At 62.7% G+C, this 20,631-nt stretch carries 21 protein-coding genes; 17 read left to right on the top strand and 4 right to left on the bottom strand.

Annotated elements, in window-relative coordinates; translation table 11 throughout:
* Window positions 1-258 precede the first annotated feature (258 nt).
* Genes NKJ04_RS32155 through NKJ04_RS32135 form a run of 5 tightly spaced genes read left to right on the top strand, consistent with a single transcriptional unit; the run spans window position 259 to window position 5,173 of the window.
* The gene (locus NKJ04_RS32155; RefSeq protein WP_006203389.1) at window positions 259-540 is read left to right on the top strand and encodes an acyl carrier protein; all 282 of its coding nucleotides are present in this window, start codon (window positions 259-261) and stop codon (window positions 538-540) included.
* A gap of 56 nt (window positions 541-596) precedes the next feature.
* Window positions 597-1,787 (top strand): beta-ketoacyl-ACP synthase, encoded by a 1,191-nt coding sequence (locus tag NKJ04_RS32150; protein ID WP_128303982.1) that lies wholly within the window; start codon window positions 597-599, stop codon window positions 1,785-1,787.
* Window positions 1,788-1,838: 51 nt separating this feature from the next.
* Window positions 1,839-3,110 carry a beta-ketoacyl-ACP synthase gene (locus NKJ04_RS32145; protein WP_352679782.1) on the top strand — a complete coding sequence of 424 codons (1,272 nt, stop codon included), beginning with the start codon at window positions 1,839-1,841 and terminating at the stop codon, window positions 3,108-3,110.
* 37 nt (window positions 3,111-3,147) lie between these two features.
* The gene (locus tag NKJ04_RS32140) at window positions 3,148-4,176 is read left to right on the top strand and encodes a zinc-binding dehydrogenase (RefSeq protein WP_127291678.1); all 1,029 of its coding nucleotides are present in this window, start codon (window positions 3,148-3,150) and stop codon (window positions 4,174-4,176) included.
* A gap of 13 nt (window positions 4,177-4,189) precedes the next feature.
* The gene (locus NKJ04_RS32135; protein ID WP_164892933.1) at window positions 4,190-5,173 is read left to right on the top strand and encodes a lipid A biosynthesis lauroyl acyltransferase; all 984 of its coding nucleotides are present in this window, start codon (window positions 4,190-4,192) and stop codon (window positions 5,171-5,173) included.
* A gap of 61 nt (window positions 5,174-5,234) precedes the next feature.
* Here NKJ04_RS32135 and NKJ04_RS32130 read toward each other — a convergent pair whose 3' ends face one another.
* A complete protein-coding gene (locus NKJ04_RS32130; protein WP_023812266.1) occupies window positions 5,235-5,663 on the bottom strand; it encodes a L,D-transpeptidase in 429 nt (142 codons plus the stop codon).
* Window positions 5,664-5,885: 222 nt separating this feature from the next.
* Here NKJ04_RS32130 and NKJ04_RS32125 point away from each other — a divergent pair, with 222 nt between their 5' ends.
* The 5 genes from NKJ04_RS32125 to NKJ04_RS32105 all read left to right on the top strand — a co-directional run bounded on the left by NKJ04_RS32125 (window position 5,886) and on the right by NKJ04_RS32105 (window position 12,505).
* Complete coding sequence (locus tag NKJ04_RS32125) at window positions 5,886-7,166, top strand: acetylornithine deacetylase/succinyl-diaminopimelate desuccinylase family protein (RefSeq protein ID WP_023812267.1); 1,281 nt, start codon at window positions 5,886-5,888, stop codon at window positions 7,164-7,166.
* A gap of 162 nt (window positions 7,167-7,328) precedes the next feature.
* Entirely contained in the window at window positions 7,329-8,807 is a 1,479-nt protein-coding gene (locus NKJ04_RS32120; RefSeq protein WP_023812268.1) for an ABC transporter substrate-binding protein, read from the top strand.
* A 265-nt stretch (window positions 8,808-9,072) separates the two neighbouring features.
* Window positions 9,073-10,020, top strand: coding sequence for an ABC transporter permease (locus NKJ04_RS32115; RefSeq protein WP_352679776.1), 948 nt, complete (start codon window positions 9,073-9,075; stop codon window positions 10,018-10,020).
* Entirely contained in the window at window positions 10,017-10,886 is an 870-nt protein-coding gene (locus tag NKJ04_RS32110; RefSeq protein ID WP_023812270.1) for an ABC transporter permease, read from the top strand. The genes NKJ04_RS32115 and NKJ04_RS32110 overlap by 4 nt, the downstream gene beginning before the upstream one ends.
* Complete coding sequence (locus NKJ04_RS32105) at window positions 10,883-12,505, top strand: ABC transporter ATP-binding protein (protein WP_023812271.1); 1,623 nt, start codon at window positions 10,883-10,885, stop codon at window positions 12,503-12,505. The genes NKJ04_RS32110 and NKJ04_RS32105 overlap by 4 nt, the downstream gene beginning before the upstream one ends.
* 21 nt (window positions 12,506-12,526) lie before the next feature.
* Here NKJ04_RS32105 and NKJ04_RS32100 read toward each other — a convergent pair whose 3' ends face one another.
* Window positions 12,527-12,958, bottom strand: coding sequence for a TerB family tellurite resistance protein (locus tag NKJ04_RS32100; RefSeq protein ID WP_352679773.1), 432 nt, complete (start codon window positions 12,956-12,958; stop codon window positions 12,527-12,529).
* Between the two features lie 148 nt (window positions 12,959-13,106).
* Between NKJ04_RS32100 and NKJ04_RS32095 the strand changes: the two genes are divergently transcribed.
* The 4 genes from NKJ04_RS32095 to NKJ04_RS32080 all read left to right on the top strand — a co-directional run bounded on the left by NKJ04_RS32095 (window position 13,107) and on the right by NKJ04_RS32080 (window position 15,539).
* Window positions 13,107-13,892 carry a TSUP family transporter gene (locus tag NKJ04_RS32095; protein WP_023812273.1) on the top strand — a complete coding sequence of 262 codons (786 nt, stop codon included), beginning with the start codon at window positions 13,107-13,109 and terminating at the stop codon, window positions 13,890-13,892.
* Window positions 13,893-13,943: 51 nt separating this feature from the next.
* On the top strand, window positions 13,944-14,114 hold the full coding sequence (locus NKJ04_RS32090; protein WP_023812274.1) for a hypothetical protein: 171 nt from the start codon (window positions 13,944-13,946) through the stop codon (window positions 14,112-14,114).
* 102 nt (window positions 14,115-14,216) lie between these two features.
* On the top strand, window positions 14,217-15,047 hold the full coding sequence (locus NKJ04_RS32085) for a helix-turn-helix transcriptional regulator (protein WP_023812275.1): 831 nt from the start codon (window positions 14,217-14,219) through the stop codon (window positions 15,045-15,047).
* A gap of 72 nt (window positions 15,048-15,119) precedes the next feature.
* Window positions 15,120-15,539 (top strand): VOC family protein, encoded by a 420-nt coding sequence (locus NKJ04_RS32080; protein ID WP_023812276.1) that lies wholly within the window; start codon window positions 15,120-15,122, stop codon window positions 15,537-15,539.
* Between the two features lie 152 nt (window positions 15,540-15,691).
* Here the strand turns inward: NKJ04_RS32080 and NKJ04_RS32075 are convergent, their stop codons facing one another.
* Both NKJ04_RS32075 and NKJ04_RS32070 read right to left on the bottom strand, forming a co-directional pair.
* Window positions 15,692-17,167 (bottom strand): cobyric acid synthase, encoded by a 1,476-nt coding sequence (locus tag NKJ04_RS32075; protein WP_352679768.1) that lies wholly within the window; start codon window positions 17,165-17,167, stop codon window positions 15,692-15,694.
* On the bottom strand, window positions 17,167-17,781 hold the full coding sequence (locus tag NKJ04_RS32070; RefSeq protein WP_023812278.1) for a dimethylsulfonioproprionate lyase family protein: 615 nt from the start codon (window positions 17,779-17,781) through the stop codon (window positions 17,167-17,169). The genes NKJ04_RS32075 and NKJ04_RS32070 overlap by 1 nt, the downstream gene beginning before the upstream one ends.
* 149 nt (window positions 17,782-17,930) lie before the next feature.
* On the opposite strand from NKJ04_RS32070, the gene NKJ04_RS32065 reads away from it, so the two are divergent.
* The 3 genes from NKJ04_RS32065 (at window position 17,931) to mmsB (ending at window position 20,484) form a co-directional block, all read left to right on the top strand.
* Window positions 17,931-19,100, top strand: a complete 1,170-nt coding sequence (locus NKJ04_RS32065; protein WP_352439876.1) for an isobutyryl-CoA dehydrogenase — start codon at window positions 17,931-17,933, stop codon at window positions 19,098-19,100.
* Window positions 19,101-19,157: 57 nt separating this feature from the next.
* Window positions 19,158-19,526: a four helix bundle protein gene (locus tag NKJ04_RS32060; RefSeq protein WP_023812280.1), complete on the top strand. Its 369-nt coding sequence runs from the start codon at window positions 19,158-19,160 to the stop codon at window positions 19,524-19,526.
* Window positions 19,527-19,599: 73 nt separating this feature from the next.
* Window positions 19,600-20,484: a 3-hydroxyisobutyrate dehydrogenase gene (gene mmsB, locus NKJ04_RS32055; protein WP_128303970.1), complete on the top strand. Its 885-nt coding sequence runs from the start codon at window positions 19,600-19,602 to the stop codon at window positions 20,482-20,484.
* Window positions 20,485-20,631 lie beyond the last annotated feature (147 nt).

The raw sequence follows: 20,631 nt of genomic DNA, 5'->3' as shown, positions 1-20,631 counted from the left end.
TATAATCCACCGCCCCCCCCCTAAATAAACACTGTATGTGGGGGGGGCAGGTTATTTTGTTTATAACAAAAATCAAAAAACGCTTTACGTCCCTAAAACACCCCGGCCCGGGGGTAAACCGGGCGCCCTTCTTGCGTTTTCCAGACACCCTACCCATCTGCGCCCGGCGTATCAGCCCTTTTCCTGCCGGGAAAAACCGATTAGACAGCGCCCAAACAAGATGCGGACAGATTCCGCCCGCAACCGAAGGAAAAGCCCTTGTCCACCACGTTCGACAAAGTCGCCAAGATCATTGCCGACACCAGCGAGATCGATATCGAAACCATCACGCCCGAGAGCCACACGATCGACGATCTCGGCATCGACAGCCTCGATTTCCTCGACATCGTCTTCGCCATCGACAAGGAATTCGGCATCAAGGTGCCGCTGGAAAAATGGACCCAGGAAGTCAATGACGGCAAGGCTTCGACCGACGATTACTTCGTCATGAAGAACCTGTGCGCCAAGATCGACGCACTGGTTGCCGCCAAGACCGCCTGACTTCGGTTGAGCGCGTGATCTTGACGCGCCCTGCCGCCTGACCCACAAAGCCGCTCATGAGCAGCCCCCGCGACGTCGTCATCACTGGTATCGGCCTTGTCTCCTCGCTGGGGGAAGGTCCGGACGCCCATTGGCAGAAGCTCGCGCAGCCGGGCCTGGAACCGGTGCTCGAAGCGGCGCGCTTTGCACCCTATACCGTCCATCCATTGCCGGAGATCGACTGGAACCTGCAGATCGCCAAACGCGGCGATCAGCGCCAGATGGAAACCTGGCAGAGGCTCGGCACCTATGCCGCAGGCCTGGCGCTGGACGACGCCGGCATCAAGGGCAATGACGAACTCTGCACGACCATGGACATGGTTGTGGCCGCAGGCGGCGGCGAACGCGACGAGGCGGTCGATGCCGCCATTCTCGCCGCTTCGGAAAGCCGCAACGACCGCGATGTGCTGCTCAACGAGAAATTGACCACCGAATTGCGGCCGACACTGTTCCTGGCCCAGCTTTCCAATCTGCTCGCCGGCAACATCTCCATCGTCCACAAGGTGACGGGCTCATCCAGAACCTTCATGGGTGAGGAAGGTGCCGGTGTCGCCGCCGTCGAGACGGCAGCCGCGCGCATCCGCTCCGGCCAGTCGACGCACATCCTGGTCGGCGGTGCCTTCCAGACCGAACATTCCGACATGCTGCTCGGCTATGAACTCGCCGGCTATTTGCATCGCGGCCCGTGGAAGCCGGTCTGGCAAAGACAGGGGGCTGAGGGCGGCGGCGTCGTGACTGGATCCGGCGGTGCCTTCCTGGTGCTGGAGCAGCGCGAACACGCGACAAGCCGCGGGCGAAAGATTTATGCCGAGCTTGGGCCGGTCGTCTCCGGCCGCGCCAGGCGCCCACGGGGAGAACTCGACACCGAGATCGCCGCACTGCTCAAGCAGGCTGCAATGCCGAACGGCAAATTACTGGCCCTGTCGGGCGCGTCAGGCGCCCATATGGCAACCATCGCCGAGAAAGCAGCGCTCGACGCCAATCCGGCGATTGCCGCGCGCGGCTTCTCGACGCTGACCGGGCACATGAAGGAAGCACAGTTTCCCTTCGCCGTGGCACTGGCGGCGCTGGCCGTCGATCGCAAGGCCGCCTACCCGGTTTTTGATGCCGCAGCCGAGAAGCCGTTCGAAGGGGTTCCCGCAACCGTCCTTGCAACGGCGATCGGCTATCACCAATTCGAGGGCATGGCGCTGATCAACGCCGCCTGAGGCGGTGTTCCACGATCCATGCTGCAACGATAAACGCTCGAGGGCTCCCGCATGGCCAATCTGAACGATCATATGGGCAGGCCGATCGTCGCCGTCACCGGCATCGGCGTGGTGACCTCGCTTGGCGTCGGCAAGGCCGACAATTGGGCGGCGCTGACCTCGGGCAAGTCGGGCATCCACCCGATCACCCGTTTTCCGGTCGATCATCTCAACACCCGCATCTCCGGCATGGTCGACTTCCTGCCATCGAGCTCGAAGGGCTCCAGCCACCTCACCTATGAACTGGCGGAAACCGCCGCGCGTGAGGCCGTGGCCGAATCCGGCCTCGATTCCGGTGATTTCGGTGGTCCTCTCTTCCTCGCTTCACCGCCGGTCGAACTCGACTGGCACGACCGCTTCGCGCTCTACAATTCCAACAAACTGGACTCCGGCGGCGAACGGCTGCTGCGGGTGGCGCGCGGATTGAAGGAACTAGACATTTTCGAGACCACGCAGTTCGGCTCGATCGCCGGCCGGCTTGCCGACCGTTTCGGCACACGCGGGCTGCCGATCACGCTGTCGACCGCTTGCGCTTCCGGCGCCACCGCCATCCAGCTCGGTGTCGAGGCGATCCGCCGCGGCGAATGCGACCGGGCGCTGTCGATCGGGGCCGACGGTTCGGCAACCGCCGAGGCGCTGATCCGCTTCTCGCTGCTGTCGGCGCTGTCGACCCACAACGACATTCCCGAAAAGGCGTCAAAACCCTTCTCCAAGGAGCGCGACGGCTTTGTGCTGGCCGAGGGCTCCGGCGCTCTCGTGCTGGAATCGCTGGAAGCCGCGATGGCGCGCGGCGCCACGATTCTTGGCATCCTGCGCGGCTGCGGCGAAAAGGCGGACGATTTCCACCGCACCCGCTCGAAGCCGGACGCTTCGCCGGCGATCGCGGCGGTCCGTGCTGTGCTTGCCGATGCCGGCTTGAGCGAAGACGAGATCGACTACGTGAACGCTCACGGCACTTCGACGCCCGAAAACGACAAGATGGAGCATCTGTCGCTGTCGACCGTGTTCGGCGAGCGGATCGGCTCGATGCCGGTCTCGTCGAACAAATCGATGATCGGCCACACGCTGTCGGCGGCGGGCGCCGTCGAGGCGGCGTTCTCGCTGATGACGATGCGCGAAAGCGTCATTCCGCCGACCATCAACTATGACAATCCCGACCCCGCGATCGTGCTCGACGTGGTGCCGAACAAGAAGCGCAATGCCGAGGTTCGCACCGTTCTGTCGAACTCCTTCGGCTTCGGCGGCCAGAACACTTGCCTTGTCATGGCGCGGGAACCGGTCTAAGCGACCTTTTTCAGCCAGACCGAAACCGACAGGCCCAATGCGCGCATTGCAACTTATCGAGGACCGCCGTCTTGAAACGGTGGACCTGCCGCCCCCCTCACCGCCGGCACTTGGCGAAGTCACGCTGCGCATCAAGGCGGTGGCGCTGAACCATATCGACGTCTGGGGCTGGCGCGGCATGGCCTTCGCCAAGCGCAAGCTGCCTCTGGTCGTCGGCGCCGAAGCCTCCGGCGAGGTCGAGGCGGTAGGCCCCGGCGTTTCCAGCCTGCTGCCCGGACAATTGGTATCGATCTACGGCGCGCGCACCTGCGGCCTCTGCCGAGCCTGCCGCGAAGGCCGCGACAACCTCTGTGAACATGTTTCGGGTGTGCACGGTTTCCATCTCGACGGTTTCGCGCAAGAGAAGATCAACCTGCCGGCTCGCCTGCTGGTCCCTGCCCCGCCCGGCGTGACCGACATCGGCGCGGCGGTCGCGCCCGTCACCTTCGGCACGGTCGAGCACATGCTGTTCGACAACGCCAGGCTACAGCCCGGCGAGACGATCCTTATCCATGCCGGCGGATCCGGCATCGGCTCGGCGGCCATCCAGCTGGCCAAGCGGATGGGCTGCACCATCATCACCACGGTCGGCTCCAACGACAAGATCGACAAGGCCAAGGCGCTCGGCGCCGACCATGTCATCAACTACCGCGACGACCGTTTCGAGGGCGTCGTGCGCAAGCTGACCAAGAAGAAGGGCGTCGATGTCGTCTTCGAACATGTCGGCGCCGACACTTTTGCCGCCTCGATGTTGTGCCTGAAGCGTGGCGGCCGCCTGGTGACCTGCGGTTCGACTTCCGGCGTGTCGACGCAGATCAACCTCATGCAGCTGTTCCAGCAGCAATTGAAACTGCTTGGCTCCTTTGGCTGCCGCATGGAGAACATGGCAAACGCCATGCAGAAAATGGCGGCGGGACAGGTCGCACCTGTCATCGACACCGAAGTCGACTTCGACGGTATAGATGCCGCGCTGAAGCGCATGGAAGGCCGCGACGTGTTCGGCAAGATCATCCTGCGCGTCGGCTAGAGCCTTGACCTCTGTGTTCAAGAAGTTCCGCCGGGATCTAAAATTTCGTTACGGCAGGCAACTGCGCCAGCTCAATTACTGGCTGGTGGCGCGGGCGGCGATGATGATCATCTCGGTCCTGCGTCTGCTGCCGGCCGACAGTGCGCTGAATTTCGCCGACCGCGTCGCACGCATGGTCGGCCCCCGGGTGGGACGCCATCAGGTTGCCGTCGACAATCTGCGCAAGGCCTATCCGGAAAAGAGCGAAGCCGAGATCCAGGCGATCGCCTCCGACATGTGGGGCAACATGGCCCGTCTTGCCGCGGAATACATCTTTCTCGACGCCCTCTTCGACTATGACCCTACAGCCATCAAGCCCGGCCGCATCGAGGTCAAAGGAGCGGACCACTTCGTCGAAATCGCTGGCGAACAGAAGCCGCATATCGTCTTTACCGGTCATCTCGGCAATTTCGAATTGCTGCCGGTGGCGGCGGCGACCTTCGGCATGAACATCACGGCGCTGTTTCGGCCGCCCAACAATCCTTATCTTGCCGACTACATCCTCTCGACGCGCCGCTCGACCATGGGCTCGTTGCTGCCATCGATGGCCGGTGCTTCATTCGCCTTGGCCGGGGTCCTGGAGAACGGCGGCAACATCGGCATCCTTGTCGACCAGAAATTCTCCAATGGACTGGATACGACGTTCTTCGGCCGTCCGTGCCAGAGCAATCGGGTGCTGGCCACCCTTGCCCGTCACTATGACTGCGACGTCTATCCGGCGCGCTGCATCAGGCTGCCAGGCAACCGCTTCCGGCTCGAAATCGAGGACAAGCTGACATTGCCGCGCACCGCTGACGGCAGCGTCGATGTCCACGCCACCACCCAGCGTCTCAACGATGTCGTCGAACGCTGGGTGCGAGAAGATCCCGGCCAGTGGATGTGGTTCCACAAAAGGTGGGAGATCAGCGGCGGGCGTCGAAAGCGGCCCTCGCAGGCAAAAGCGGTCCCAAACGCTTAAACAGAACTGCTGGCGAGGGTGTTAGCCCTGCGCCAGCCGACAACAGCGAACCTGAATCTCTTCAGTTCGTCACGACAATCCGCGTATTGCCGAAGCCGGCTTGCCGAACCATCGCATAGAAGGCGGCGGCGTTGGTCGGGTGCAAGCGCACACAGCCATGCGATGCCGGGCGCCCGAGCTGCCTCACCGCGCCGGTGCCGTGAATGGCATAGCCGCCGCGGAAGAACACGGAATGAGGCATCGGCGACATGTCGTATTTGCGCGAATACCACATCCGCGCCGTCCGTTGCGGCCGATAGCTGCCGCGCGGGGTAATGTAGCCTTTGCGCGCGGTGGAGACGCTCCACCGGTAAACCGACGCACCATATCTGACGGTCATCGTCTGCGACGACACGTCAATATTTGCAACGAGGCTGGCTGCCCAGCCCTGCCCCGAAGCACCGAACAGCATCGCAACAAACACGGCTGCCATGAGAACTGTCTTTTTCATGCGATCAAACCCCTTTGATTGCCCCTAACCTGTCTGCCCTCAAATTGTCTTTCATCTTTTTAATGGCAGATGAACGGGCTAACACACACACCTTGACCAATTCGCCAATCCAAAGCAGCGAATTTGAACGATTTCCCGCAATAGTTGCCGCAACGACACGCCGCCCAGGCTCGATCACCAACGGGCTTGCAAAACCGCTGAGATCGCTGCTCAACTCTGGGTATGAACGAGCGACTCCTCCGGGCAATCGATGACAGGCGCGACGATGTCGTCGCGCTGACCACTGAGCTGATCCGTTTTCCGACCATCAATCCACCCGGCGAGGCCTATCGGCCATGCGCCGAATATCTCGGCGCGCGGCTGAAGAAGAGCGGTTTCGAGACCGAATTCATCCGCGCAGAAGGCACGCCCGGCGACACCGACCGCTACCCGCGCGTCAATGTCGTTGCCCGTTTCGACGGAAGATCGTCAGGCGCCTGCGTCCACTTCAACTCACACATCGACGTGGTCGAAGCTGGCGACGGCTGGACCGTCGATCCTTTTGCCGGCATCGTCAAAGACGGCAAGGTCTACGGCCGCGGCGCCTGCGACATGAAGGGCGGTCTTGCCGCCTCGATCGTCGCAGCCGAAGCCTTCCTGGAAGTCTTCCCCGATTTTCCCGGCGCCATCGAAATATCCGGCACGGTCGACGAGGAGTCCGGTGGTTTCGGCGGCGTCGCCCATTTGGCCAGGCTCGGCTATTTCTCGAAGCCCAGGGTCGACCATGTCATCATTCCCGAGCCGCTGAACAAGGACCGCATCTGTCTCGGTCATCGCGGTGTCTGGTGGGCGGAGATCGAGACCAAGGGCGAGATCGCGCACGGCTCGATGCCGTTTCTCGGCGACAATGCCGTACGTCACATGGGCGCCGTGCTGAGGGCTTTCGAGGACGAGCTGTTCCCCGCACTCGACCGCAAGATGACGCGCATGCCGGTCGTGCCCGAAGGGGCAAAACGCTCGACCATGAACATCAATTCGATCCATGGCGGCCAGACCGAGGACTTCCGGCCCGGCCTGCCGTCGCCCAACGTGCCCGACTCCTGCCGGCTGACCATCGACCGCCGTTTCCTGCTGGAGGAAGATCTCGACACCGTCAAAGGCGAAGTGACCGGTATTCTCGACCGGCTAAAGCGCGAGCGGACAAAATTCGACTACGAAATCCGCGACCTGATGGAAGTGCTGCCGCTGATGACCGAGCGCGACGCCCCGGTGGTCAAGGCGGTTGCGCAAGGCATAATGGCGATCTTCGACCGCGAACCCGACTACGTCATTTCGCCCGGCACCTACGACCAGAAGCACATAGCCCGCATCGGCCATATCTATGATTGCATTGCCTATGGGCCGGGCATTCTCGACCTCGCCCATCGGCCGGACGAATGGGTCGGCATATCGGACATGGTAGAATCGGCCAAGGTGATGGCAATAGGGCTCAACGTGCTGCTGCGCGGCACAGCCACGGAATAAGGTGCGCACCGCGACAAGCTTCGACCTGCCGATGCGGTCGCCAGGACAAAAAGATTCCCGGCCACGCCAATGGGCAGAACGAAACGCAATTTACTCCGTGGCGAAATCACGCTTCTATCGCCCGGGTTCGAGCACGTGTCTGAACGCATGGGGAGTTGCACGATGAAACTGTGGAAAACCATTCTGGCGGCCGCGGTGCTGTCGCTGGCCGCCGGCACCTCTGCGTTTGCCGCGCGAACCGACCTGGTCATCGGCATCGCGCTCGAACCCCCGCATCTCGATCCGACCGCCGGGGCGGCCGCGGCGATCGACGAGGTTCTCTACGCCAATGTGTTCGAAGGCCTGACGCGCATCGGGCCGAATGGCGAGGTGCTGCCGGATCTGGCCGAAAGCTGGACCATTTCCGATGATGGAAAGGTCTACACCTTCAAGCTGCACACCGGCGTGAAATTCCATGACGGCACCGACTTCGACGCCAGCGACGTGAAATTCTCGCTCGATCGAGCCCGCGCCGAAAATTCCGTCAACGCACAAAAGGGCCTGTTCGCCGCCATCGACAAAGTCGACGTGGTCGACCCGGCAACCGTCAAGGTCACGCTGAAAAACCCGCAGGGCTCGTTCCTCTACAATATGGGCTGGGGCGACGCGGTAATCGTGGCGCCGGAATCTGCCGATACCAACAAGGAGAAACCGATCGGCACCGGCCCGTTCAAGTTCCAGAGCTGGGCCAAGGGATCGTCGATCACCTTGGTCAAATCGGATAACTACTGGGGTACGCCGGCGTCCCTCGACAAGGCCGAGTTCCGCATCGTGCCGGATGCAGCCGCCTATGTGCCGGCGCTGCTCTCGGGCGACATCCAGGCTTTCCCGTTCTTCGATGCCGACAGCGTCGCCCAGGTCAAGGACGACCCGCGCTTCAAGGTTGTGATCGGCGCGACCGAGGGTGAGACCATCCTGTCGATCAACAACAAGAAGCCGCCTTTCGACAAGCTGCAGGTAAGACAGGCGATCTCCTACGCGCTCGACCGCAAGGCGATCATCGACGGCGCCTCGGCCGGCCTCGGGCAGCCGATCGGCTCGCATATGTCGCCGGCCAACAAGGACTATGTCGACCTCACCGGCCGCTACCCGCATGATGTCGCCAAGGCCAAGGAACTGCTGAAGGAGGCAGGCCTCGAGAACGGCTTCAAGGCGACGCTGAAACTGCCGCCGCCCGCCTATGCGCGGCTCGGCGGCGAGATCATCGCCTCACAACTTCGCGACGTCGGCATCGATCTGGAAATCATCCCGGTCGAATGGGCACAGTGGCTGGATCAGGTGTTCACCAAGAAGGATTACGACCTGACCATCGTCTCCCACACCGAGCCCAACGACATCGATATCTATTCGCGCAAGGACTATTATTTCAACTACGACAACCCGGCCTTCGACAAGGTGATTGCCGACCTCGGTGTCACCTCCGACGAAGCCAAGCGCAAGGAATTGCTGGGGCAAGCGCAGAAGATCCTGGCCGACGACGCCGTGGTCGGCTTCCTCTACGAATTGCCGAAGGTCGGAGTCTGGGACGCCAAGCTGCAAGGGCTGTGGGAAAACGCGCCGATCCAGGCCAATGATTTGACCAAGGTGAAGTGGTCGGATTGAAGACTCAGGCTGCCTGGCGGAACTTGCGCTCCGTCACACCCCCCTCTGCCCTGCCGGGCATCTCCCCCGCAAGGGGGGAGATCGGCAGTTTGGCCGATGGTGCACCCTTTGCAACCTTCTTGGTCTGCGCACCGTCAACGATTGGCGAAAGCCTCGATGAGAGCACAATCTCCCCCCTTGCGGGGGAGATGTCCGGCAGGACAGAGGGGGGTGTGCGGGAACGCAACCTTTGCCCGGTGGACAAAATAACAGTGCCTCCGCTTCCATGACCGCCTATCTCCTAAAACGCATCGCCGTCGCCATCGCCACGCTGCTGCTGGCTTCCATGGTGGTGTTCGCCGTGCTGGAGATCCTGCCCGGCGATCCGGCACGGCTGATGCTGGGCATGAACGCAAGCGCCGACCAGATCGAACTTCTCCACAACCAGATGGGCCTCAACGCGCCACTGGCCTTGCGCTATCTGCACTGGGCCGGCGGCCTGCTCAGCCTCGATTTCGGCCGTTCCTACACCTATTCGGTGCCGGTCATCGACCTGGTGAGCGAGCGGCTTGCCGTCTCGCTGCCGCTGGCGCTGATTGCACTTGCGCTCTCCACCATCATCGCGATTCCCGTTGGCCTGTTTTCCGCCAGCCGGCGTGGACGCGCCGGTGATACGATTTCGATGGGTGCCGCACAGCTTGGCGTCGCCGTGCCCAATTTCTGGTTCGCGCTGATGCTGATCTATGTGTTCGCCGTCTGGCTGCGGCTGGTCCCGGCCGGTGGGTTTCCCGGCTGGAGTGCCGGCGTCTGGCCAGCCCTGAAATCGCTGCTGCTGCCGGCGGTCGCACTTGCCTTGCCGCAAGCCGCGATCCTGGCGCGCGTCACCCGCTCGGCGCTGATCGAGGTGCTGAGCGAAGACTACATCCGCACCGCCCGCGCCAAGGGCCTGCCCTATCGCGCAGTCTTGTGGCGGCATGCACTGCGCAACGCCATGATCCCGGTCCTGACCATTCTGGGCCTGCAATTCGCCTTCCTGCTTGCCGGCACCATCATCATCGAGAATGTTTTCTATCTGCCCGGCCTCGGCCGGCTGGTATTCCAGGCGATCACCCAGCGCGATCTGATCGTCGTCGAAAGCGTCGTCATGCTGCTGGTCGCCGCCGTCATCGCCGTCAACCTTCTCGTCGATCTTTCCTATGCGGTTGTCGATCCGCGCCTGAGAAGCCGGCAATGACACTGCACATCGACATCCCAGAGGAGACGTTCGGCAGCATCCTGGCCAAGGCATTCAGGAACACCGCCTTCGTGGCCGGTTTCGTCATCACCCTGCTGATCCTGGCAATGGCAATCGTCTCCTATGCGTGGACGCCCTACGACGTCACCAAACTGGTGATATCGGACAAGACGCAAGCCCCCTCTCTGACGCACTGGTTCGGCACCGATCATTTCGGCCGCGACATCCTGTCGATGGTCATGGTCGGCGCCCGCAATTCGATTGCCGTGGCGCTGGTCGCGGTTGGCATCGGCATGGGGGTCGGCGTGCCGCTCGGCGCCTTTGCCGCGGCACGCGGCGGCCTCGTCGACGAGGCACTGATGCGGCTGAACGATCTCGTCTTCGCCTTCCCGGCTTTGCTGTCGGCGATCATGATCACCGCCATCTTCGGGCCGGGCGCGATCAACGCCATCATCGCCATCGGCATCTTCAACATTCCGGTCTTTGCCCGTGTCGCCCGCGCCGGCGCGCTGGCGATCTGGCCGCGCGAGTTCATTCTGGCCGCGCGCGCCGCCGGCAAGAGCAGCACGCAGATCACAATCGAACATGTGCTGCCCAACATCGCCACGCTGCTCCTGGTGCAGGGCACCATCCAGTTCGCGCTGGGCATCCTGGCCGAGGCCGGGCTTTCCTATCTGGGCCTGGGTGCCCAGCCGCCGATGCCGAGCTGGGGCCGCATGCTGTTCGACGCGCAGACCCGCATGGTGGTGGCGCCATGGATGGCGATCTTTCCGGGCATGGCGATCGTCGTCGCCGTGCTGGGACTGAACCTGCTGGGCGACGGCATTGCCGACATCCTCGATCCGAAATCGCGGCGGCAGCGATGAGCCTGCTCGACATTGAGAACCTGTCGCTGACTATCGGCGACACGCAGATCCTCAGGGGTATGGAGCTTTCCGTCGCGCCCGGTGAGGTAATGGGGCTGGTCGGCGAATCCGGTTCGGGCAAATCGATGACCGCGCTGACGGTGATGCAGCTTCTGCCCCATGCCGCGCGCGCCACCGGACGCGTCACATTCGACGGTATCGACATCCTGGCAGCAACCGAGGACCAGATGTGTGCGCTGCGCGGCGACGACATCGGCATGGTGTTTCAGGAGCCGATGACCGCGCTTAACCCGGTCAAGACCATCGGCGAACAAGTCGCCGAAGGCATCCGCTGGCACACCAAGGCCAACCGCGCCGAAGCCGAAGACCGGGCGCGAAAGATGCTCGACCGCGTCGGCTTGCCCGAGGCGAAATTCCCGATGGCGCGCTTTCCGCACGAACTGTCCGGCGGCCAGCGCCAGCGCGTCGTCATCGCCATCGCCTGCGCGCTGAAGCCGAAGCTGCTGATCGCCGACGAACCGACGACGGCGCTCGACGTGGTGCTGCAGGCACAGATCCTCGACCTGTTGCGCGACCTCGTCGCCGAAAGCCGCATGGGCCTGCTCCTGATCTCGCATGACCTCGCCGTGGTGACCGAGATGGCCGACCGCATCACCATCCTGCGCCATGGCGAGGTGATGGAGGCCGGCGACACGGCGCGCACGCTGTCCGAACAGACCCACCCCTACACGCGCCAGCTGGCGCAGGCCTCGATGCATGTGCCGGCGCGCGCCAGGCCGCATGACATCGAGACGGGCCAACCTTTGCTTCAGGTCGAAAGCGTGACCCGCGACTATCCCGGCCGACGCACCTCATTGTTCAAACGCGCGCCTGGTATCCGAGCCGTCGACGATGTCTCCCTGTCGATGGCGCCGGGTCAGTCAGTGGCGCTGGTCGGCCGCTCCGGTTGCGGCAAGTCAACGCTCGCCCGCATGATCCTGGCGCTGGACCAGCCAAGCTCGGGCACGATCCGGTTCCGAGGCGAGACCGTCACCGGCAAGAGCGAAGCCGAGCTGAAGCCGGCGCGACGTAACATGCAGGTCGTCTTCCAGGATCCCTACGGTTCCTTCGACCCGCGCCAGAAAGTCGAAAAACTGATCGCCGAACCCCTGCATGTGCTGGAGAAAAAGCCGACGCGCGCCGAACGCCGCGAGATGGTGGCGCATGCGCTGCACGAAGTCGGTCTCGGCATCAGCGACATGGACAAATACCCGCACGAATTTTCCGGCGGCCAGCGCCAGCGCCTGTCGATCGCCCGCGCCATCATCACCCGCCCCAAGCTGGTCGTCGCCGACGAGCCGGTCTCGGCGCTCGATGTCTCGATCCGCGCCCAGATCCTCGATCTGTTCGCCGAACTCAACCAGAAGCTCGGCATCGCCTACCTCTTCATCACCCACGACCTGACCGTCGCGCGCGCCATCACGGACGAGGTGCTGGTCATGCATGACGGCAAGGTTGTCGAGCGCGGCAAGACGAGCGAGGTGCTCGACCACCCGCAATCCGAGGCTGCCAAGGCGCTTGTCACCGCCGCCCCTGACTTGCACCGGGCAATCGCGAAGCGGCTGCGAGAGCAAGGCTGATCAGGAGAGAAGGCGGCCCAATCACTCCTGCGGCTTCACCGCATCGACCGGGCTGATATCGAGCAGGTCGAGCGTGCGGCGCAGCAGGCGTATCTCGCTCTCGGCCAGTTGCGAATCCGCCTTGGCAATCTCCGCCATATGTTTGGCCAATTGCCGGCGCCGCTCGACATCGAGGTCGCGGAACAGTGCGATCGCCTGCGAACCATTGGTCTCGTAGCCGAACTCGTTGAGATATTCGATGACGCTGTCGATACTGCTTTCCGCAATGCCGAAGGCGTCCTTGCAGATGCGCCGGAAGGCAACCATCTCGCTCTCGCTGACAGACCCGTCGGCCAGGATCATGCGAAACAACATCAGCAGTTCCGCCGACAGGACCGGATCGTCCGCCACCTTGCGCACACCCGGGTCGCCGTCGAATATTTGACGTATCTGGTCCAGCAATGCGAATGCCATCAGGAGCCTCTTTCCGGGTTAACCACACAAATACAAATCCAAGCGCGATGCGCTTGGATAGAGGTAGCGCGGAATCGACCTTGCGCAAACAGGGTGGCCGTGGTCGAACGCCCGATATTTCAGCCGGCCGGATACCCCCATACATCAGATGATCGACCTTAGCATCCAGACCGTCGCCATGCTCGCCTTCGCCGCCTTTGCCGCGGGTTTTGTCGATTCGATCGCCGGCGGTGGCGGGCTGATCACGGTGCCGGCGCTGCTGCTTGCCGGCTTCACACCGGTCCAGGCGCTCGCCACCAACAAACTGCAAGGCATGTTCGGCTCGGGCTCGGCGACCATCCACTACGCATCGAAGGGTCATGTCGATCTGCGCCGGCAATTGCCGTCGGCGCTTCTGGCCCTTGTCGGAAGCGCCATCGGCGCCTTGCTGGCAACGATCGTGCCGGGTGACATTCTGCGTGCTGCCCTGCCTATCGTGCTGATCGCCATCGCGCTCTACTTCGCGTTTAAGCCCAACATGAACGACATCGACCGCGCCGAGCGGCTGTCGCCCTTCCTGTTCGGACTGATCCTTGTGCCCGCCATCGGCTTCTACGATGGCCTGTTTGGACCGGGCGCAGGCTCCTTCTACATGCTGGCCTTCGTGGCGCTCGCCGGCTATGGCGTGCTCAAGGCGACGGCGCATACCAAGCTGCTCAACTTCGCCTCCAACATCGGCGGCTTCATCGTCTTCGCGGCCTTCGGCGTCGTCTACTGGAAGATCGGCCTGATGATGGGCGTTGCCCAGTTCCTCGGCGCCCGCGTCGGCGCCAGCCTGGCCATGCGCATCGGCGCGAAACTGATCAAGCCGCTGCTGGTAATCGTGTGCCTGGCGCTTGCTGTGAAGCTGCTGGCCGACCCGGCGAACCCACTGCGCGCCTTGATTGGTGTGTGATCACGCGCCCTGATAGAATGCCGCTGTTCGAATCATGTTGGAGAGGCAGACATGAATCTTAGCGCACCTACCCAGATCGTTTTTATCATCTCCGTTGTTATCGCCATCATCGGCGTCCTCGCCGCGCTTGGCGTTCTTGCATTCATTCCACTCGCATCGGTGTGGATCGTACTTATTGCTTTCATCGTGCTTGCCGGCGGCTGCTTGATGCGCGGCGCCTGACCATTTCCCTTGAAGTGGGGACGAGGAGCGCCCGGCCAAAAGCCGGGCGCTTTTGATTCCGGCCTCGAGTCTGCTAGATTTGACTTGGCGCAAGGATGGCCAATGCCCGTCGATATGCAACCCCAGCAAGAGCAGGACCGATCCGTCGCCGGGCGGTTCGAGATGCGCCGGCGCCTGCCCGACCCTCGACTTGAGGGCATTGTGTCAGACATTTGCGGCTATCGCGAAATGGCGCCCGGCCATATGCGCAACGTCGAATACGCGTCGCTCACCGTACCGCTGGTCATCAGCTTCGCCGAACCCTTCGCCATCGGCCTCGGCAAGGCGCCCGGCGACAATGACCGCTTCGCCAGTTTCGCCGCCGGTCTCTATGCCGGACCGGTGGTGATCGAATCCTTCGGCGGCGCCTGCTGCGTCCAGGTCAACTTCACGCCGCTTGGCGCACGCCGTTTCTTCCGCCTGCCGATGAGCGAGCTGGCTGACAGCATGGTCGCCCTCGACGACGTGCTTGGCGCGCAAGGCATGGCGCTGCGTGAACGGCTTGGCAACGCGCCGGACTGGGCCACGCGTTTCGACGTGGCCGAAGCCTTCGTCACCGCCCGTCTCGAGAACGCCGCGGAAACGCCGCTCGAAATCGCCTGGGCCTATGACCGCATCATCACATCCGGCGGCCGGACCCGCATTGCATCGATCGCCGAAAGACTGGGCTGGAGCCGCAAACATCTCGCCGGCAGTTTTTCCAACGCCATCGGCATCGGCCCCAAGACGCTGTCGCGCATCGTCCGCTTCAACCGGGCGCTCGGCCTGTCGAGACAGCCGGCAGCCGACTGGGCGGATATCGCCGCCGATTGCGGCTATGCCGACCAGGCGCATCTGGTGCGCGAGTTTCGCGACCTCGCCGGCGAAACGCCGACCGCGCTCTCTGTCAGGTAACATTTCTTCAAGACGCCGGAACGGCCTTTGAGCAGGGTGGGTTGTCGACCAACCCAAATGAAGGAGGTTCCCATGCCAACCACCACTGAAACGCCCCGCCTCTATCCCGCTTTGCGCTACAAGAACGCGGCAAGAATGATCGACTGGCTGGGCGAAGCTTTCGGCTTCAGCGTCCGGGCCCGCTATGGCGAAGGCGATGTCGTGCACCATGCCGAACTGGTCTTCGGCTCCTCAATGATCATGCTGGGCACGGTGCGCGACGACGACTACGGCAAGATGGTCGGCGAGCCCGGCTCAGGCGGCGGCAAGTCGATCTACATTGCAGTCGATGATGCCGATGCCGCCTATGCCAAGGCCAAGAAGGCCGGCGCCACAATCATCCAGGAATTGACCAACCGCGACTATGGCAGCCGCGAGTTCATCTGCCGCGACCCGGAAGGCAATGTCTGGTCGTTTGGCACCTACTGGCCGAAGGCTGGCGAGAAGGCCTGAGTTATTGCGCTGCTGGCTGGGGATTGACCGAGGCGTCCTCAACTTCGTCATCCTCGGGTCTGCGCCGCGTCGCTACGCTCCTTGCTCCGCCCGTGGATGACGACGTGATCGGCGTTTATCGCTAATTGCCAAGGTGGTTAGCCAACGGGGATCTATCGAGCCAACCCAAAAATCGCGTCACAGTCGAGATTAGTCTCCAGCTCGGCCGCGATCTCGTCCAGCGCTTTCTCGACCTCGGCGCGATAATCGACGCCGCCGCCGCTGACGCCAAGGCTCGCAAGGTAGGCGGCGCGAAAGCCATCGGCGCCAAACAGGCCATGCATATAAGTACCCAACACCTTGCCGTCGGCCGACACCGCCCCATCCTCGATGCCATTGATGATTGCCGACGGCCGCAGCGTATCCGGTCCGGTGGTGCGGCCGAGATGGATTTCGTAGCCTTCGAGCGGCAAGTCGAATTGCACCGAACGGGCGCTGATATTGCGCACCGTCTTTTCCGGTTCCATCACCGTTTCGACGTCGAGCAGGCCTAGCCCTTCGGCTTCGGTGACGCTGCCCTCGACGCCGTCGGGATCGCGGACAGCACGGCCGAGCATCTGGAAACCACCGCAAATGCCGACGACATGGCCGCCGCGCTTGCGATGGGCCAGCAAGTCGCGATCCCAGCCGTTCTCGCGGAATTTCAGGAGATCGCCGATCGTCGACTTGGAGCCCGGAATGACCACCAGTCCGGCATCGGCCGGCAGCGGCTTTCCCGGCGGCACGAACACCACCTCGACCTGCGGTTCGGCCTTGAGCGGGTCGAGATCGTCGAAATTGGCGATGCGGCCAAGCATCGGCACCGCCACCTTCAGCGCGCGCGCTTCGCCGGATGCCAGCCGTTCCAGCACCACCGAATCTTCCGAAGGCAGGCGTGCCGCCGCCTTCAGCCACGGAACGACACCGAAACAGCGCCATCCCGTGAATGTCTCGATCGACTTCAGACCGTCGTCGAACAGCGAAACGTCGCCGCGAAACTTGTTGATGAGGTAGCCGACGATCATGCGCCGGTCCTCTTCCGGCAGGATCAGATGCGTGCCGACGACCGAAGCGATGACGCCGCCGCGATCGATGTCGCCGACCAGCACCACCGGCACGTCGGCGCGCGTGGCAAAGCCCATATTGGCGATGTCGCGGCTGCGCAGGTTGATCTCGGCCGGCGAACCGGCGCCCTCTACGATGACCAGATCGGCGCCCTCGCCGACCTTGCCCCAGGAGTCCAGCACGGCATCCATCAGCCGGCCCTTCATCGCCTGGTAGTCGCGCGCCCGCGCTTCGCCGAACATTTTGCCCTGCACGATGACCTGCGCGCCGACATCGGTCTGCGGCTTGAGCAGCACCGGGTTCATGTGAACCGATGGCGCAACACCGCAAGCGATCGCCTGCAGCCATTGCGCGCGGCCGATCTCGCCGCCGCCATGATTGTTGTCGCCCGGAATGTCGGCGACGGCGGCGTTGTTCGACATGTTCTGCGGCTTGAATGGCCGCACCTTCAGCCCACGCTTTTTTGCCGCCCGGCAGAGGCCGGCGACCAGCACCGTCTTGCCGACATCCGAACCCGTGCCTTGCAGCATGATCGCTTTGGCCATCAGCCCCTGCCCTGCGCCACGGTTCCGGTAATATCGGATTTCTGCGCCAGCGGCCCGCCGCGCCAGATGTAGAGCGCCAGCAATGGGTCCTTGCCGGTGCGCATGGCGTGATTGACGTTGGACGCGTGGTGGACGACCTCGCCGGCCGTGCGCATGCAAAAGCCGCTCTCGCCCATGCGCCATTCGGTACCGCCGGTCAGCGGAATGTAGATTTCCTCGGCAATGTGATGGTGGTCGGGATAGACGATATCAGGCCCAAGGATCAGCACGCCGGCGGCGACCGCGTCATTGGCGAAGTGGCCTCGGTTGCCGAACACTTCCAGCCAGCCGTAATTGTCGATGAACTCTTTTCCGAAATCCGCCTCGCTGTAGGTCTGCCCCCAGCGGAAATCATTCCGACGCTCGGCAAGCAGTTGCACCAGCGGCTTGGCATCCGACGGCGCCAGTTCGGCGGCGCGATCAAGATGGCGCAGGCAGGCAAGCGGATGTGGCTCCAGCGTGCGGGCCGGCATGCCCCAGCCAATGCGCGCCACGGCTTCGCGCACCAAGGCGTGATCCACGGACGCAAGGTATGCGTGGAACCGGCCCAGCAGTTCATCGAATTTTGTCGTCACATTGTGCTCCGGACATGCATTGATGCACAGCCGCTCCCCAAATGGCCGGTTGATAGGCTCGGGTTGCGCGGCGGCATCATTGGTCTAGATTGGTGCGCGCGCAAAGCCAAAAACGACAGGCCAACAGGTCGAAGATTAGGGAGCACGCCATGGACGCCGCGGTCGATGCGAGCACCAGCCAGTTCGAACTTAACGAGGAGCAGCGCGCCATCCAGGAGATGGCGCAGGCCTTCGCCGCAGACCGTGTCGCGCCGAATGCGTTAGACTGGGACCGCAACAAGCATTTCCCGGCCGACGTGATCCGCGAGACCGGGCCGCTCGGCCTTGGCGGCATCTATATCAGCGATGACGTCGGTGGTTCCGCGCTCGGCCGGCTCGATGCCGTACTGATCTTCGAGGCGCTTGCGCACGCCGATCCGGCCTTCTCGTCCTTCATCTCGATCCACAACATGGTGGCCTCGATGATCGACCGTTTCGGCAATGACGAGCAGCGCCAGCGCTTCCTGCCCAAGCTCACGTCGATGGAATGGCTGGCGAGCTACTGCCTGACCGAGCCCGGCTCCGGCTCCGATGCCGCGGCGCTCAAGACCCGTGCGGTCAGGAGCGGCGACGACTATGTCCTCAACGGCACCAAGCAGTTCATCTCCGGCGCTGGCGACAGCGATGTCTACGCCGTCATGGTGCGCACCGGTGCCGAGGGGCCGAAAGGCATTTCCACCATCATCGTGCCGAAAGACGCGCCAGGCCTCTCCTTCGGCGCCAACGAGCACAAGATGGGCTGGCACATGCAGTCGACCCGCCAGGTGATTTTCGAGGATTGCAAGGTGCCGGCGGAAAACCTTTTGTCCGGCGAAGGCGCGGGCTTCGGCATCGCCATGGCCGGGCTCGACGGCGGCCGGCTGAACATATCAGCCTGTTCGCTGGGCGGCGCGCAGTCGGCGCTCGACAAGGCGCTTTCCTACACCGCCGAGCGCAAGGCCTTCGGCTCGAAGATCAACCAGTTCCAGGCGCTGCAGTTCAGACTGGCCGACATGGAGACCGAGCTGCAGGCGGCGCGTATTTTCCTTTATGCCGCCGCCTCGAAGCTCGACAGCAAGGCGCCGGATGCCGGCAAATGGTCGGCGATGGCCAAGCGCTTCGTCACCGATACCGGCTTCAACGTCGCCAACGACGCACTGCAGCTGCTCGGCGGCTATGGCTACCTGCATGACTACGGCATCGAGAAGCTGGTGCGGGACCTGCGGGTACACCAGATCCTGGAAGGCACGAACGAGATCATGCGCGTCATCATCGCGCGGGCGCTGATTGGTAGGCAGTAGGCAGTAGGCAGTAGGCAGTAGGCAGTAGGCAGTAGGCAGTAGGCAGTAGGCAGTGAGATGACCGGCAAGATCAGTTCGTACAAGGATCTTATCGTGTGGCAGCAGGCGATGGATCTGGCTGTCGCCACCTATTCTTTGACCAAGGCATGGCCCAAGGAAGAATTGTACGGGTTGACCAGCCAAATCCGCCGTTCAGCGACCTCTATCCCTGCAAACATCGCCGAAGGTTATGGTCGAGACAACAGAGGCTCTTATCAGCAATTTCTCCGGATCGCCCAAGGCTCGCTGAAGGAGTTCGAGACACACCTCCAGATCGCCGAACGCATTGGCCTTGCCACGCATGATCAAGCTGATCACTTGCTGATATCGACCGAGGGCATCGGCAAAATGCTTCGCCAACTCATTGTCAGACTTACACCGGAATAGACATGCCTACTGCCTACTGCCTACTGCCTACTGCCTACTGCCTACTGCCTAGCCCAAATCACGGAGCACCATTATGAGCACCATTGCCTTCATCGGCCTAGGGAACATGGGTAATCCGATGGCCGCTAACCTGGTCAAGGCGGGGCATGCGGTGAATGGTTTCGACCTTGTGCCGGAAAGCCTCACCGTCGCCCGAGAGCATGGCGTGACTGTGATGGCCAATGCCGTTGCCGCAGCGAAGGATGCCGATGTGGTGATTACGATGCTTCCCGCTGGCAAGCATGTGCTCTCCGTCTACGAAGACATCGCGCCCAAGGCGAAAAAGGGGGCGCTGTTCATCGATTCCTCCACCATCGATGTGGAGTCGGCGCGCAAGGTGCACGCCATAGCCGCCAAACACGGCCTGCTATCCATCGATGCGCCCGTCTCAGGCGGCACCGGCGGTGCCGCAGCCGGCACGCTGACCTTCATGGCCGGAGGCTCCGATGACGCCTTTGCAACCGCGGAGCCGATCCTGAAGCCGATGGCCGGCCGCATCGTCCATTGCGGCGGCGACGGCGCCGGCCAGGCGGCAAAGATCTGCAACAACATGATCCTCGGCATTTCGATGATCGGTGTCGCCGAAGCCTTCGTGCTGGCGGAAAAGCTCGGCCTGTCACACCAGGCGCTGTTCGACGTCGCCTCAACCTCGTCGGGGCAATGCTGGTCCTTGACCACCTATTGCCCGGTGCCCGGCCCGGTGCCGACTTCGCCCGCAAACAGGGACTACAACCCAGGATTTGCAGCAGCACTGATGCTGAAAGACCTGAAATTGTCCCAGGAAGCCGCGCAAAGCGCGGGTGCTGTAACGCCGCTTGGTGCCGAAGCAGCCCAGCTCTATGCCTTGTTCAACGCCCAGGGACATGGCGGCGTCGATTTCTCCGGCATAATTAATTTTCTCAGGGGTAACCCAGCGTAACCCTTGGATTTGGCGGGTTTTTCCGGTTTCCTTCGGTGGAAAAAATGCAAATTTAGATTTGCTTAAGCTCTCGATAACTCCGCGGTAACGATGTCCCTATAAAACGGACTGCGAGGCGGACATATCTCATCCGCCCGGCGCTCCGGA

Origin of the sequence: Mesorhizobium sp. M0618 (genome assembly GCF_040320765.1) — a bacterium.
Lineage (GTDB): Bacteria > Pseudomonadota > Alphaproteobacteria > Rhizobiales > Rhizobiaceae > Mesorhizobium.
Note: the sequence above shows the minus strand (reverse complement) of the source record. Positions and strands in the feature narration are given on the sequence as shown.

What these genes read in the sequence shown, in the direction of transcription:
- NKJ04_RS32115 (WP_352679776.1), top strand. Translation starts at nt 9,073, where the DNA reads ATGACCGCCTATCTCCTAAAACGCATCGCCGTCGCCATCGCCACGCTG.
- NKJ04_RS32130 (WP_023812266.1), bottom strand. Translation starts at nt 5,663, where the DNA reads ATGAAAAAGACAGTTCTCATGGCAGCCGTGTTTGTTGCGATGCTGTTC.
- NKJ04_RS32110 (WP_023812270.1), top strand. Translation starts at nt 10,017, where the DNA reads ATGACACTGCACATCGACATCCCAGAGGAGACGTTCGGCAGCATCCTG.
- NKJ04_RS32095 (WP_023812273.1), top strand. Translation starts at nt 13,107, where the DNA reads ATGATCGACCTTAGCATCCAGACCGTCGCCATGCTCGCCTTCGCCGCC.
- NKJ04_RS32100 (WP_352679773.1), bottom strand. Translation starts at nt 12,958, where the DNA reads ATGGCATTCGCATTGCTGGACCAGATACGTCAAATATTCGACGGCGAC.
- NKJ04_RS32080 (WP_023812276.1), top strand. Translation starts at nt 15,120, where the DNA reads ATGCCAACCACCACTGAAACGCCCCGCCTCTATCCCGCTTTGCGCTAC.
- NKJ04_RS32065 (WP_352439876.1), top strand. Translation starts at nt 17,931, where the DNA reads ATGGACGCCGCGGTCGATGCGAGCACCAGCCAGTTCGAACTTAACGAG.
- mmsB (WP_128303970.1), top strand. Translation starts at nt 19,600, where the DNA reads ATGAGCACCATTGCCTTCATCGGCCTAGGGAACATGGGTAATCCGATG.
- NKJ04_RS32140 (WP_127291678.1), top strand. Translation starts at nt 3,148, where the DNA reads ATGCGCGCATTGCAACTTATCGAGGACCGCCGTCTTGAAACGGTGGAC.
- NKJ04_RS32085 (WP_023812275.1), top strand. Translation starts at nt 14,217, where the DNA reads ATGCCCGTCGATATGCAACCCCAGCAAGAGCAGGACCGATCCGTCGCC.
- NKJ04_RS32105 (WP_023812271.1), top strand. Translation starts at nt 10,883, where the DNA reads ATGAGCCTGCTCGACATTGAGAACCTGTCGCTGACTATCGGCGACACG.
- NKJ04_RS32150 (WP_128303982.1), top strand. Translation starts at nt 597, where the DNA reads ATGAGCAGCCCCCGCGACGTCGTCATCACTGGTATCGGCCTTGTCTCC.
- NKJ04_RS32060 (WP_023812280.1), top strand. Translation starts at nt 19,158, where the DNA reads ATGACCGGCAAGATCAGTTCGTACAAGGATCTTATCGTGTGGCAGCAG.
- NKJ04_RS32090 (WP_023812274.1), top strand. Translation starts at nt 13,944, where the DNA reads ATGAATCTTAGCGCACCTACCCAGATCGTTTTTATCATCTCCGTTGTT.
- NKJ04_RS32145 (WP_352679782.1), top strand. Translation starts at nt 1,839, where the DNA reads ATGGCCAATCTGAACGATCATATGGGCAGGCCGATCGTCGCCGTCACC.
- NKJ04_RS32120 (WP_023812268.1), top strand. Translation starts at nt 7,329, where the DNA reads ATGAAACTGTGGAAAACCATTCTGGCGGCCGCGGTGCTGTCGCTGGCC.
- NKJ04_RS32075 (WP_352679768.1), bottom strand. Translation starts at nt 17,167, where the DNA reads ATGGCCAAAGCGATCATGCTGCAAGGCACGGGTTCGGATGTCGGCAAG.
- NKJ04_RS32125 (WP_023812267.1), top strand. Translation starts at nt 5,886, where the DNA reads ATGAACGAGCGACTCCTCCGGGCAATCGATGACAGGCGCGACGATGTC.